This window comes from Pedobacter caeni (assembly GCF_900129215.1).
GTDB lineage: Bacteria > Bacteroidota > Bacteroidia > Sphingobacteriales > Sphingobacteriaceae > Pedobacter > Pedobacter caeni.
Genome location: NZ_FQUQ01000001.1, coordinates 934688 through 948548, shown reverse-complemented (window position 1 = coordinate 948548; position 13861 = coordinate 934688). Strand labels below are relative to the sequence as shown.

Sequence of the window (13861 nt, the reverse complement as noted above, 5' to 3'; positions counted from 1 at the left end):
CTTTTAAATTTTAGGGAATGTGACCTGATTACCTGTTTCATCGATCATAGGACCATTTGCTTTTTCATACTCATACATTGCATTCTGCAGCTTGGCATAATAAGCATACATCTGTGCCGAAGTAGGAGAGTCGGCACCAAAACGTGCTCCGGGGCCCCAGACCATTCGTCCGGTCACATCCATAATGAACTTATATTTTACCGCACTATAGGTTCCGAAAAAGAACCTGAACCAGCTGCCACTTACGTCCCAGGTATCTGGTTTAAGTAATTGATCATTAAGTTTAATCAGGTATCCGGATGTATAAATACTTGAAGGTTCACCGCTAAACGTGCTGTTGGTTTTTGTGTTCCCGATCAGAAATGGAAATTCTGCATTCGTTTCCATTTTGAGGTAAATCCTGAGCTGTTTTGTTTTAAGATCTGCTGCCCGTTTGACAATGACCGGCACCCTGGCAGTAATTTGATTGGCCATGATTTTTGTCTCGGGTATTTCATAATGTATACCTGCGCTGGCTGTGGTTAGCAATGGGTCCGTTTTTAAGGGAACAGGACGGTCTTTCGCTGAGGCCCTGCCGGAAATCTTTACCGGGATATAAATGGTATCGAGTAAGAGGGTACTTGTTTTCTCAGCAAAGGAGAAAGTGGCACTGTCCCTTATACCGATAAACTTTTCTTTATCAATATAGATACCTGGCTCATCTTCATATTTTAATTCATCTGTTTTGCAGGAAGAAATCAATGCTGCAATTAATGCGGAAAGGAGCAGGAGCTGAGGTTTAAGAAGCTGAAATATAGTTTTCATTTTTTTAAGGATTAAGGTTACCTGTTGCCAAATTCTATTTCATTGTCGGGCAATGGAAATACATAGGTTTCATTTGTCATGGTCACGGTAGCTCTGGGCACAGGAAGGATTCCGAGTCGTTTGTAATAAAAAAACACTTGTCCTTCGGCATAAAACTCTTTGTTGTATTCTTTAGCGATTTCCTGCATTCTGCTCGTTTCATTCAGTGCAGTGCCAAGTGCTTCAAGTCCGCGTTTAGTTCTGACCTCGTTGATGAGATTTTTTGCCTCATTAAGATCAGAAGTCGCTTCTGCTGCGATGTAATACATTTCTGTAAGCCTGATCATTGGCATCTGATTACCGATTTCAAGATTGGCCGGCGTCTCGTCCTGCCAGAATTTGGTGCTGTAGGAAACTCCGTTTACACTTCTGATCTGGTATAAGTAGCGATAGTCTGTAGAGCCACCGTTAGAGACTTCATACAAAGTATTCATAATGGCATTTGTCAGGTAAAAGGTGCCGGACTGATAGTTCAGGTTACCATCCAGCCTGAATCTTTCGTCTACCATCTTTTTTAATAAAGGGACATTTAAGGCGAACACATGTTCTGTAGAAAATGTACGGTCCTGGTTTCGGGTCTGGTTAAAGGTGTTGCGGTTTACAAAAGGAAATTTACCCGCTGCAATGACTTCCTTAGCATATTGCAATGCTTTTATTTTATCACCTGCATAAAGGTATATCCTTGCCTTCAGTGCTTTTACCGCCCAATAATTGAAATGATTTCGGGTGTAGCTGGTAAATTCATCAACTCCTGTTCCTGTATTGTATGCGATTTCCTGGTACACAGACAACAATTGCTCTGCCTCATCGAGATCTTTTAAGCACAGGGTGATTACTTCATCAGCAGTACTCATTGGAGTGACCTGCTTGCTGAAAGTTTTAACATAGGGGATGGCTTTTACATTCATTCCACTTACCGGGACAGGTCCAAACATGCGCAGTAAATCGAAATGCATATATGCCCTTAAACCCAGTGCTTCTCCCTTTACGAGGTTGTAATGGTTTTTAAAGAAAACATTTCTTGCCCCGTCTACATGTTCAAGGATGTTATTTATGCCCCCGATTGCAGTATACATATTGCCCCATATGGTTGCGATAGAGGACCTCAGGGCGCTAGCCTTATAGTTGTATTTGGAATGTTCGATCAGTGGGTGGGCAGTAGAGGTAGCCTGATAATTCTGTGCCATGGCACTGATGGTAGTTATGGTCATGTTATCTGCATACAGACCTGTTCCCATTTGAAGATAAGAACCCAACAGGGCCTGGTTAAAACCAGCTTCAGTACTAAACATTTCATTTTGCAGAACCTGCGTTCCCGGCTTTACATCAAGCCACTTTTTACAGGAAAAAGAGCCGGAGATCAGGATAGCTATTGAGAAAATAAGTATATTTCTTTTCATAGTGCTATGGTTAAAATATGCTGGTTGATAGGTTTATGGTAAAGTTGCGGGCAAAAGGGTAATTGAGTCCGCGTTCTCTTTTGATAGAAGAGATCTGGAAAGGTTCGGCAATGTAAAGCTCAAACCTGGTGTTGGAAAGACGCGCTTGTTTGAGCCATTTTAAATGTTCCGGAAACTGGTAGGTGAAGGATACTCTTGAAGCTTCAATCATGAATTCTTTTTGCACAAATCTGGAGGTCGCCAGAGTCGTTTCCACCACTGCTTTGCCATCTGCACTTCCGATGATTCCCTTAAAGAAGGTCTCATCACCTGGCTTTTTCCATCTTTCGCTGGCCATCCTCCGGTCTACATTGTAAGTGATGTCGGCATTCTCAACCCGGTCTACCAGGGTCTGGTTGTAGAGGTCTGCTCCCAAACGGTAGGACAAGAAAATATTAAAACCAAAGCCTTTGTAATCAATGCCGGTACTTATTGTTCCTGAAACCCTTGGTCTTGAATCTCCAACCACCACTTTATCTCTTGAGTTCCAGGCATAAGTCCTGAGCCCATCTCTATCCAGAAAAATCTCTTGTCCGTTGGCAGGGTCAATACCCAGACTTCTGACGGCATAAACAGCGGTAAGTGACTGCCCTTCCTGGTAATAACTTCTGGGCTTGTTCCGGTCAGGATTGGTCAGGTCCTTATCCTTTGCATCTGAAGCTTCATTGAGTTTTCTGAGGGAATTGGAAATTTTGGTAATGGTATTTTTGTTTCCAAAGGCATTCAATCCCACCCTCCAGTACAATCCTTTCTGTGGTTTCTGAATGATCATCACATTTGCACTTCCCTGCCATCCCACATTTTTGAGCGCTCCTACATTCTCTTTGTAGCTGCTGAAGCCCATAGAAGGAGGAGTACTGATGTCCAAAATCAGGTCGTTTGTGGTATTGTAATAAAAATCCGCTGACAAGCTGATTCTGTTGTTCCATAAAGTTGCGTCGGCTCCAACACTTCTTTTTATGCTTGTTTGCCAGCCTAGTGCGGTGTTGCCATAGCCTGCCAGAAATGCGCTCAACTGATTAAGGTAAAACTGATCAGAATAATATCTGTAAGTGCTCAGCGCCATGTAAGGAGGGAAATTCTGATCTCCTGTGGTTCCGACAGAACCCCTGATTTTAAGGAAAGTGACCCACTTCAGCTGCGCTATGAATTTCTCCCGGTGAAGGTTCCAGCCCATACCAAGCGACCAGAATGGGGCCAGCTGCCTGTCTTTGCCAAATTGTGAAGAAGCATCCATGCTTAGCGAAGCATCCAGCAGGTACTTGTTATCATAGGAATAGTTTCCATTGATTCGTCCGCTAATCAAACGGCTGATGCCCTGACTGCCAGTGGGCTTGGTGGTATTGGTTGCGTACTTACTCGCAAAAATCAGATCGGCCACATTTTCATTTGGAAAGCCGATGGCCTGAATAGTATATTCCTCCTCCTTGCCCTGACTTACATTCGTATTTCCGGTAAAAAATACCAGATTTTTATTCCATGTTTTGCGGATATCGAAACCAAAATTGGCATCAAGGCGGTCATTCTTTCCAGATGTTTTGCTGTAACTTCCGCGTTCGGCAATAGGCAAAGATTCAAATGAGGTGTTTCTGGAAGACAGATAGAAATCTGAGGAGGTGTTGTTATGGGTAATACCCAAACCACCCACAAGACGGATCCATTTTAAAACCGACCACTCAAACCGAAAGTTATTGGTAAATCCTGTTTGCTGATTGTAATCTTTGGCGGGTAAAACTGCATTATATAAAGGATTCCCGTAGTTGGCGTACAGCACACCTGTACTATTTCTTCGCGGTTGACCTAAAAACCTGACCAATTGCCCATTTTCATCGTAAGGCGACCAGTATTGGTTCAGCTTTGTATACTGCAGGAAATCTCCGTAAGGGCTGTTTTTTCCTTTAATGCTATTGATGGTAAGGTCGTTGCTGAACAGGAGATTCGTGCTTCTGTAGGTTAAAGTGACGCCGCCACTGATACGGTCACGGCCGGAACCCTTCATTACGCCCACATCATTTGTCCGGTTCAGATTGATTCCGTACCGGACCGCCTGGTCACCACCTTCCAGAAAGAAGGCATGACTGCTGCTATAGCCGGTTTGAAGTGGCTGGGAAAGCCAATACGTATCAACGCCACTGGTTACGGCTTTTAATCTTTCGTTATACTCCTCATCTCTCAATGTCTGGAGGTAAGGCCAGTTGGAGTTTTCCTTGTAAAATCCTACTTCTTTTTCAAATGATAGTTTTTCAGCTGCATTCAGTAAATCGTAACTGCTCAGATCTGCAGAGGTAACGGTGAGCCCGCCTCTGTAAGAGATACGGACCGTTCCTTCTTTTGGCTGACGTGTATCAATTACAATTACCCCATTGCTTGCTCTGGATCCGTATATGGAGGTTGCGGCGGCATCCTTCAGGATCGTGATCCGTTCAACCCTGTTCATGTCGAGGTCAAATATCCGTTGCAAAGTTACCTGAAAGCCATCGAGGACAAACATCGGTGCATTGGGTTTATCTCCATACACATTGCGCAGGCTTGCGCTGCTGTTTGAACCTGAACTCTGATCAGGGAAATTATTTTGTCCCCGGAGCTCAATATCGGGAAGCCGGTTTGGATCAGAGCCAAGGTTGATGTTTTCAGGCAACCGGAAGGAGGGGTCCAGGATACTGATTGCAGCCAGTATATTTGAAGGGGCGACTCTTTTTAACTCCTCTGCGGTGATCGTTCTGGCAGATCCGGTAAAGTTTTCTACCGGACGTTTATAAAGTCCGGTGGTAACGGTCACCTCTTTCAGGTCATTTTTTTTAAGGTATAACCTGATGTTTATTTTTTTCGTTTTGGCATCAATCTTAACCTCTTTAGGTTCATATCCAAGGTATTGAGCCCTCAATATTTTTACGGATTCCGGGATACTGATGATGAACTGGCCTTCCCGGTTGGTATTGGTCCTGATGTTCGTTCCTATAGCGAGTATGGTGGCATTGGGCAATGGAATATCTCCATCATCAGAAATGACTGTTCCTTCAATTGTTCTGGTTTGTTGTACAGGAGCATTTACGGGATGAACAGCAGACTGAATAATGATGGTACGGTCTTCTATGTAATAAATCAGCTCCTGATTGGCCAGGCAGATTTTTAGAACCTCGTTAATGGAGGCATTTTTAACTTTGATGGTAACCGGTTTTGCCAATCTTAAAAGCCTGGCATTGCCAATAAAATCATATCCGGTCTGGATTCTGATGGACTTGATGATGCTTTCAAGCGGAGCATCTTTTTCATTTAAAGTAATGGTTTGCGCATTGGTTGCTGCGCTTACCTGAATGAACAGAAAGGTAATTATGAGTGTAGTCAATTTCATAATTCGCAGTAATTGGTTATTCATATAGCTACCGGAGCCCGGCCTATATACGTGGTGAAATTTCATACATTTGTTTAGTTGGGTTTAGTTGAATTCTGTGTCGCAGATAGTTTAACGGGACAACCCAATATTTCCGGTTTCCGATTGCAGTCGGAGGCCGGTTTTTTTGTGATTGCCTGAAGGAAAGTAAGGGTTATTTCATGACCAAAATCCTCCTTCCCTGAATTTTAAAGTGAACATTTCCATCTCCCGATTTTTCCAGCATATGGAGTAAAGCAGACAGGTTTTTTTTACGGGACAATACTCCCAGAAAGGAGATCTGCGGCATTTTGTCCTGATAGTAGATTTCGACATCATACCATCTGGATATCTTGCGCATGACACTTTCCAGTTCCTCTTCTTCAAAAATGAAAAAGCCGTTTTTCCAGCCCAGAACATCTGCCACATTTACTGTTTTAATGTTGATTTTATCCGCATTGGTCAGGATTGATTGTTGGCTTGGTTTCAAAATAACTCCACTATTTTTGCCTTTTGCGACGGCTGATACCATTACCGATCCTTCTTCCAGAGTGGTGACCGTAGCTGGTTCATCGACATAAGCATTAACATTAAAATGAGTTCCAAGTACCTCTACCAATTGGCTGGCGGTTTTTACAATAAATGGGTGTTCAGCATCTTTAGCCACCTTGAAATATGCTTCGCCGCTCAGCTCAACTGTTCTGTTCGCTGATCCTGAAAATGTTACCGGAAACTTAAGCGTACTTCCTGCATTTAAGGCCACAACAGTGCCATCAGGCAATTCTACCTGATATTGCCCGCCCAGAGGCGTGCTGATGGTGGAGTAGGCAAAGCCTTTTGTTTCGGCAGCTGTAACGGTTGTGCCGTCGTTATAGGCCAGGGTTGAGGGTTTGATCACGATTCCGGATTTGGCACCGTTTAATGGAATCGTTTTGCCGTTGCCGAGTGTTAAAACAGCACTGTTTTTCCCCGGAGCGATATCATTTACTAAGGAAGGGGTAGGTAAAACAGGATCGGGGTTAAGGTAAAAATAAATGCCAACACCCAATCCGATAAACAGGGAAGCCGCAATGGTAAATACCTGCCAGCCTCTGTTGTGTTTCTGGTTTGGCCTGACGGCAGCCCAGATTTCAGTTTCCACTGCGGCGTAATCTGGTTCAGGAAGTTGGTCTTTGCGTCTGCGGGCATAATCTATATACCAGCTTTCGACAGTTTCCTGCTCCTTTAAACCGGCACTGTTATTCAGGTATTTTTGAATAAGCTCCTGAGCTTTATTGGATCCCATATGATTTACTTTTATGCGTCATTAAGAGTAATGACACCTGAAGGCGGGCTTTGCTGTAGATGAAAAAAAAATAAATCTATAAAAATGGAAAAGCGCTGTGGAAGGTAGAAGGGCCAAGTTTTTTACGAAGAACCCTTAAAGCGTTTGTCATCTGAGTTTTTACGGTTAACTCTGTGGTGCCCATTTCCAGTGCAATCTCTTTGTAGCTGAGGTTTTCATTCCTCTTCATTAAAAAGACCTGTTGCATGCGCTCTGGTAAGCGGGCGATTTCCTTTTCTATAATTTCCGATAGCTCACGCTCCCTGATCTGGTGATCAGTGATGTTCTCTCCATGTTCGATGAAAGAAGTCAAAGAAGCAAGGTGTTCGTTGGCTATTTTATTCTTACGGAAGATATTGAGGATTTTGTTTCTTACTGAAGTATAAAGATAGGAAGCCAGTGCTCCCGATAATTCCAGGCCCTCAGCACGTGTCCATAGGGTTAAAAAAACATCCTGTACAACATTCTTTGCCTCCTCGTCGTTTTGTAGCATCCGACGGGCATGCTGATAAAGCAATGACCAATAGCGCTTATATATTTCCGTATAGGCAAGCTCATCCTTCCTCAGCATCATCTGCGTCAATACCTGATCGGTATATTCACTGTAGTCTTTCATTGTTAATTCCCCCGCTGCAATCTACCAATTTTATGTAAATATTATACTAGATTAGTAGACTTTATAGTAGGAATGAGTATGTCACTCAATCACTGTCTAATGAGGTCTGACAGCCCTCCTTTACTGCTGATATTGAATTTTTTATAAAATGGTTTAGTAATCTTCCGATGTAAATAATGTCCTCTATAGTCCCAATCCTGATGGCATCTGAATTCGTCATAAATCTTTAAGGTATAGGAGAAAGACACCTAAGTCTGCGCTTTGCTGTATCCGGAGGAAAAATAAATTTCCCTGCAACATTTTTTCCTGCAACATTTCAATCCTGAGATTGTCTTGTAGAAAGAGAACTGTTTAAATCAAGGACTCATTCAACTCAATGACAAAGCAATTAAAATACCTTCTGATCATTCCTTTATGGAGTTTATTCCTCTTTGTGGATGCTCAGGAGACTCAAAACACCTCCTACATACGCCAGGAAGTGATGATCAGGATGCGTGATGGTATAAAGCTCCATACCATTATCCATCGCCCTGCTGCTATTCTGGAAAAGTTACCTTTTTTACTAAGCCGTACACCTTATGGGGCTGATCAGTTTATAGCGCCTGATAAAAATGATTATGTAGGGCCTATGGCTAAGGAAGGATATATCTTCGTGAATCAGGATATCCGTGGCCGGTATAAATCGGAAGGGAAGTATGTGATGATGCGGCCAGCTCATCCAAAAGGCAGTAAGGAAATTGATGAAAGCACTGATGCCTACGATACGATCGACTGGCTATTGAAAAATATAGAGAACAACAACGGAAAAGCAGGCATGTATGGCATTTCATATGATGGATGGACTGCAATAATGGGCACCGTAAAACCTCATCCCGCACTGGTAGCGGTCTCTGAGCAGGCCTCTCCGGCAGATATGTATATGGGTGATGACTTTCATCATAACGGAGCTTTTAGGCTGAGTTATGGATTTGAATATGTATTTAGTCAGGAAGCGGCCAAAACAGATACCACATTTTCATTTCCGGTTTATGACACTTACGACTGGTATTTAAAATTAGGTCCGTTGTCTAATATCAATGAAAAGTACATTCATCATAAATTACCTACCTGGAATAACTTCGTACAACATCCGGATTATGATGCTTTCTGGCAAAAACAGGCCGTGGCAAATCAATTAGATACTTCGCATGTACATGTGATGAATGTTGCCGGATGGTGGGATCAGGAAGATTTTTATGGGCCGCTAAAGATCTATGAGACCCTGGAAAATAAAGGGGCAGGAAAAAAGAATACCATCGTTATTGGTCCGTGGAACCATGGGCAATGGGCTTATTGGGCGGGCGATCAGCTGGGGAATATAAAGTTTGGCAGCCCCACAAGCGATAAGTTCCGTACAGAAATTCAGGCCCCCTGGTTTGCTTATCACCTGAAGGGAAAAGGAGAGGGGCGCTTTCCAAAAGCCATCACTTACCAAACCGGAAGTAATGCCTGGAAAACGTATTCTGAATGGCCTGTTTCTGAGGTGACTCCTAAAAATATCTATTTTCATGCTGGCGGAAAACTCTCCTTTGAAACAGCTACGCAAGCTGAGGGCTCTTATGCGTCTTACCTTTCCGACCCCTCACATCCGGTTCCATATCGCCCCAGACCTATCGAAGCCACCTTTCAAAAAGGCTCGCGCTGGAGTTCCTGGTTGGCCGAAGACCAGCGTTTTGTAAAAGACAGGCCTGATGTGCTGAGTTTTGAAACAGAACCTCTTCTGACCGACATTACTGTTTCGGGGAAGATACTGGCAAATTTATACGCGGCTACTTCGGGAACTGATGCTGACTGGATTGTCAAGCTGATAGATGTTTATCCTGAAGGTTACAAAGCGGAACCGAAAATGGGTGGTTATGAACTGATAGTGGCGAGCGAAATCCTGAGAGGCCGCTATCGCAACGGGTTTGAGCAGTCAAAGGCCATTCCGGCTAATAAAGTGGAATTATATCCTATTGATCTGCACCAGATGAACCATGTATTTAAAAAGGGCCATAAGATAATGGTACAGGTTCAAAGCAGCTGGTTTCCTTTGTACGACCGGAATCCGCAGCGCTTTGTTCCTAACATTTTTAAAACCAGGGAGGGTGATTATCAAAAGGCGACACACAAGATTTATACCTCAAAACAGTATCCTTCCAGTATCACACTACCAATTGTCAAAGAATAATTCTTTGTTATCCTGACGAGGCGGAAAGCTGATCAAGCTGTTGCTGTTCCTTTTTGCCCAATGGCCGGATTTGTTGGGCGCTTTTGAAACTTTCGATGGCTTTTTTCAGGCTGAGCAGTTTTGCTTTTTCTGTTTGATCATTTTTAGATTTGAGGATGAATTTATTGGCCTGAGCGATCAGCTTTTGATAGGTTTTCCAGTCTTTAGGGGTCAGATGAGCAAAAGGATCAACTTTTTGTGGTATTGGTTTGATGTATTCATTAGCGATCTCTATTTCTTCAGGAGTTGCCACCTTTGACTGGAAGGGCTCAAAGTTTGCGAAGCCATTGCCATTCGCTTCGAACCAGGTTTTAGCCTTCTCCGAAAAGTAAATATATCCCGCTCCTTTAGTGATGAAAATATCATTTCCTGTCCATGAGTTCTCAATTAGGAAAAGATTGGTTTTACCGGATGTATCTTTTTGCCTCCCTGTTAACGTCTGATCATCCAGTTCCAGACACCAGATGGCTTCCATCAGATCTGCGGTTTCAGGATGATGTTTCCGGCTGAGGATATAGTTTTCCGGTTCGCCACCAGCAGGGTAAGATTTTGGATCAGCTGCATTTAAATCCCAGTTTGTCCAGTCTATATTGACAATTTTCTTAAAAACCGTTTTTTGAAAAGTAAAGCCTTTCAAATCTGTTGTTTCCAATACTTGTTTTAAGCTGTCTGAGATTAAAAGCATTCTTCCCCAATTGTAAACGGGAGGTACGAATGGTCCGGTCCGTTCCACCAGGATTTGCGTTTGATCATCGTTATGAAAGGCGTATCCGACAAGCAAAGTGTTGCCATAGTCGCCCCAGGGCATTTGTTTGTTTTTGAATTTGTAGAAGTTCATGGTTTCAATTCTGGTTCCTGATTTTAACCTTAGTTCATGGTTTTAACGTGGTTCATAGCTTTAACTTTAATAGTTCCTCGTAGGGATCGCCTTCGATGCATAAAGCTTTAGCAAATGCCGGCTCTGTTTTCATTCCCTGTTCTTTCAATTCAACGATCAGTGTTTTGAATTGTTCTCCTTTGATCATGAGCAAATGATACTCTGCAATCATATGGAGGTACGCGTTTTGCTTCCTGCTGGGGATAGCCTGACCGAAAACTTCTACAGGCCAGTTGTTGATGTTGAAATTGGCAATAACAGAAGGAATTGCGTTCAGGCTTACTTCCCGCAAAGCGAATCCCGGATATCCGGAGAAATGATGGTGCAACTGATTTCTGAAATGTTGTGGATCATCATAGCAGCAGATCACATCCAGGTCACTATCCGCGATTGCAATATCAATGGGCACTGTTCCTGCAAGAATCGGATCGAAGCTGTTTAACTTTTCCAATACCTTGTGTGTTTCAAGTGTATGATAAGCATCTTGCTGTTTTAAAGTGCCACTGGCGAGATGAGCAATGGTGTCGAACTTTTTGATCATAAGAGAAGGTCGTTTTTGAATTGTTCAAATAACTCAGGGTTGATGAGTTTAAAGTTTTTCTTCAGGTCTGCCATTTCATAGTCTGCAGCAAGGACCACAAAATCTGAGGTCTGATGTAACTTAAACTCCGGGAGCTGTGCTTTCAATCTCAGGGCGACTTCGACAATTGCCTTTTTAGCACTGCTGTGTTTGTGCTGCATTTCCGTTTCCTGATTGTACAATTCGAAGAGATTGCTGCTTTCCTGATCCATTTCCAATTCGTGGTTTATGCGGTAATCTGCAGGGCTCCATACTACCCATTTGGCTCGTTTACCATGTTCAGCGGACCATTTTTTACGCTCTTCTTCAGTTCCCATCGCAAGCGAAGGAGGGAAGAGGTCTTCATTTCCGTAATTGAGGTAAATGCAAAACAATTCATCCCGTGGTTTAAGCTCCAGGAGGTTCTTTCTGATCAGTTCGAACAGCTTTTCTGTAACGAGATCTGTCAGTTGTGGGAATGTGATTTTTTTATCTGCTTTTTTATAGTAAAAATGTGTTCCTTCTTTAATACCGGTTAAGATGCCAAACTGATCATATTCATATTCGAAGGTCCTGTCGTCAGGGATATAATCACCCTGGGGAGCGGTCTTCATCAGCTTTTTGGTAAGTTTATCCTGTTCATAGTGATAGTCATAGGTATGCCAGCTATCTTCTGCGATCTGGACATGACGCATTAACTGCGTATCATGATAATGGTATACCGCTATATTGTGTAGTTTTTTGTCTTCCCAATAATCAAAATGATAAGTTTCAATTTTGTCGCTTTCTCTAAGGTAAAAAGTCTCATAATAGACTTCTCTTTTCAGCCCGGTGTATTGCCGGATCGCAATCACTTCGTTTAAGTGATTCAGGCCGTAATGGTATTTGTTGCTTTTGTCGGCTGGTTCTTCTATTAGTTGTTTAGCCTTTTTATACCGGTTTTCTTCGAAATAGAATGGTTCAAGGCTATGTAGCATATCTGCAGCCCAGAACCAGGACGCGACCTTGCTTTCAGTTTCCTCTTTTATACTTTGGTAGGCTTTCTTTATTTCTTCAAATAGAAGTTGAAGATTCGGAATATCAGTCATGACGCTTTTTTTTACAGACATTATCGGTTTTTAACGGGCATGGTAAAGCTACATTTTATTCCATCGCATGACAATTAATTTCTCAGATTGAAACCTTCCGGCCAGGTGAGGTAATAATTTCATGATCTTTCCCAAACATGGGATTCTGGCTCAATTTCTGCGACGATTTTTGTTCCGCCTTTATATGAATTCTTTCGGTCCTTCAGGGACAAATAATTATGGATATAAGTACTTTCAATGCATTTAAGAGCCGCAACTACCGATTATATTTTACCGGACAATCTGTGTCCCTGATTGGGACCTGGATGCAAAAAACCGCGGTCAGCTGGGTGATATATGAGAAAACCCATTCTAACTTTATGCTTGGAATGACGCTCTTTGCCAGCTTGTTTCCATCCTTTGTATTTTCTTTTCTCGGTGGGGTGGCGGCCGACCGATATAACCGTTATAAGCTCTTGTTGCTCACCCAGGTGGCTTCAATGGTGCAGGCGGTACTGATGACTTTGTTGATTTTCTTTAAGGACTATTCCGTTTGGGAGATTATCGCTTTAAGCGCCATGCTGGGCATTATTAATGCTTTTGATGTACCGGCAAGGCAATCTTTGGTTTATGAAATGGTAGAAAATAAAGCTGATCTGCCCAATGCACTGGCGCTGAATTCTTCTATGGTGAACCTTTCCCGGCTGATCGGGCCCGGGCTGGCCGGACTGGCTCTGGAGAAATTTGGAGAAGACATTTGTTTTGGGTTAAATGCTTTCAGTTTTATCGCAGTAATCGGCTCCTTATTAATGATGAGGTTGCCTAAATTTATAGCAACGCCTCATCCAAAGAATATTTTTGGAGAACTTAAAGAAGGCTTTCAATACATCAGAAAAACACCTGCTATCTCTTATGTGCTCATTATGCTGGCATTGATCAGCCTGTTTGTGCTGCCATTCAGCACGCTGATCCCGGTATATGCGAAAGACATTTTTAAAGGCACGGCCTCTACGTTTGGAGTGATCGACAGTGTGATCGGACTGGGTGCCTTTTCTGGTGCAATCTTTCTGGCTTCTCTGAAACCCGGCAGAAACCTGAGGCGAATTCTGGCCATCAGCACCCTGATATTTGGCGCCGGTCTGGTCTTATTTTCACACAGCACTTATTATCCGGTTGCGCTGATCTTTGCAGCAGTGTCTGGTTTCGGGATGATGTCGCAGATTACCATCAGTAATACCCTCATTCAAACTACCGTAGATCCGGCCATGAGGGGAAGGGTGATCAGTTTTTATGCCATGGCATTTTTTGGAATGCAACCTTTAGGGGGACTGCTGATTGGAACGATGTCTCAATTGATCGGAACACCTGATACCGTACTGATACAAGGGATCATTACCCTGCTGATTGGCTTACTGCTTTTCCGCTTTCTCCGTAAGGCCAGGCAAAGAAAATTACAGGAGGCCATCGAAAACCGGTAGCTGTTGCCAAAAAAACTATTGGGCCTGGGATCAGCTCCCA

General features: G+C 43.0%; 10 protein-coding genes. 2 read left to right on the top strand and 8 right to left on the bottom strand.

Annotated elements, in window-relative coordinates; translation table 11 throughout:
* Positions 1–3: 3 nt before the first annotated feature.
* The 5 genes from BUC20_RS03945 to BUC20_RS03925 all read right to left on the bottom strand — a co-directional run bounded on the left by BUC20_RS03945 (position 4) and on the right by BUC20_RS03925 (position 7592).
* The gene (locus BUC20_RS03945) at positions 4–804 is read right to left on the bottom strand and encodes a DUF4843 domain-containing protein (protein ID WP_073227673.1); all 801 of its coding nucleotides are present in this window, start codon (positions 802–804) and stop codon (positions 4–6) included.
* Between the two features lie 17 nt (positions 805–821).
* On the bottom strand, positions 822–2243 hold the full coding sequence (locus BUC20_RS03940) for a RagB/SusD family nutrient uptake outer membrane protein (protein WP_073227671.1): 1422 nt from the start codon (positions 2241–2243) through the stop codon (positions 822–824).
* Positions 2244–2253: 10 nt separating this feature from the next.
* Positions 2254–5634 carry a SusC/RagA family TonB-linked outer membrane protein gene (locus BUC20_RS03935; RefSeq protein WP_073227668.1) on the bottom strand — a complete coding sequence of 1127 codons (3381 nt, stop codon included), beginning with the start codon at positions 5632–5634 and terminating at the stop codon, positions 2254–2256.
* Positions 5635–5827: 193 nt separating this feature from the next.
* Positions 5828–6937, bottom strand: a complete 1110-nt coding sequence (locus BUC20_RS03930; protein WP_073227665.1) for a FecR family protein — start codon at positions 6935–6937, stop codon at positions 5828–5830.
* Between the two features lie 76 nt (positions 6938–7013).
* The gene (locus BUC20_RS03925; RefSeq protein WP_073227662.1) at positions 7014–7592 is read right to left on the bottom strand and encodes an RNA polymerase sigma factor; all 579 of its coding nucleotides are present in this window, start codon (positions 7590–7592) and stop codon (positions 7014–7016) included.
* Between the two features lie 376 nt (positions 7593–7968).
* On the opposite strand from BUC20_RS03925, the gene BUC20_RS03920 reads away from it, so the two are divergent.
* Positions 7969–9801, top strand: a complete 1833-nt coding sequence (locus BUC20_RS03920) for a CocE/NonD family hydrolase (protein WP_073227659.1) — start codon at positions 7969–7971, stop codon at positions 9799–9801.
* Positions 9802–9808: 7 nt separating this feature from the next.
* Here the strand turns inward: BUC20_RS03920 and BUC20_RS03915 are convergent, their stop codons facing one another.
* Genes BUC20_RS03915 through BUC20_RS03905 form a run of 3 tightly spaced genes read right to left on the bottom strand, consistent with a single transcriptional unit; the run spans position 9809 to position 12385 of the window.
* Entirely contained in the window at positions 9809–10678 is an 870-nt protein-coding gene (locus BUC20_RS03915; protein WP_073227656.1) for a hypothetical protein, read from the bottom strand.
* A gap of 52 nt (positions 10679–10730) precedes the next feature.
* Entirely contained in the window at positions 10731–11258 is a 528-nt protein-coding gene (locus tag BUC20_RS03910; RefSeq protein ID WP_073227653.1) for a DUF4269 domain-containing protein, read from the bottom strand.
* Positions 11255–12385 carry a hypothetical protein gene (locus tag BUC20_RS03905; protein WP_073227650.1) on the bottom strand — a complete coding sequence of 377 codons (1131 nt, stop codon included), beginning with the start codon at positions 12383–12385 and terminating at the stop codon, positions 11255–11257. Before BUC20_RS03905 ends, BUC20_RS03910 begins: the two co-directional genes overlap by 4 nt.
* Positions 12386–12582: 197 nt before the next feature.
* On the opposite strand from BUC20_RS03905, the gene BUC20_RS03900 reads away from it, so the two are divergent.
* Positions 12583–13821: an MFS transporter gene (locus tag BUC20_RS03900; RefSeq protein ID WP_073227647.1), complete on the top strand. Its 1239-nt coding sequence runs from the start codon at positions 12583–12585 to the stop codon at positions 13819–13821.
* The last annotated feature ends 40 nt before the right edge of the window (positions 13822–13861 follow it).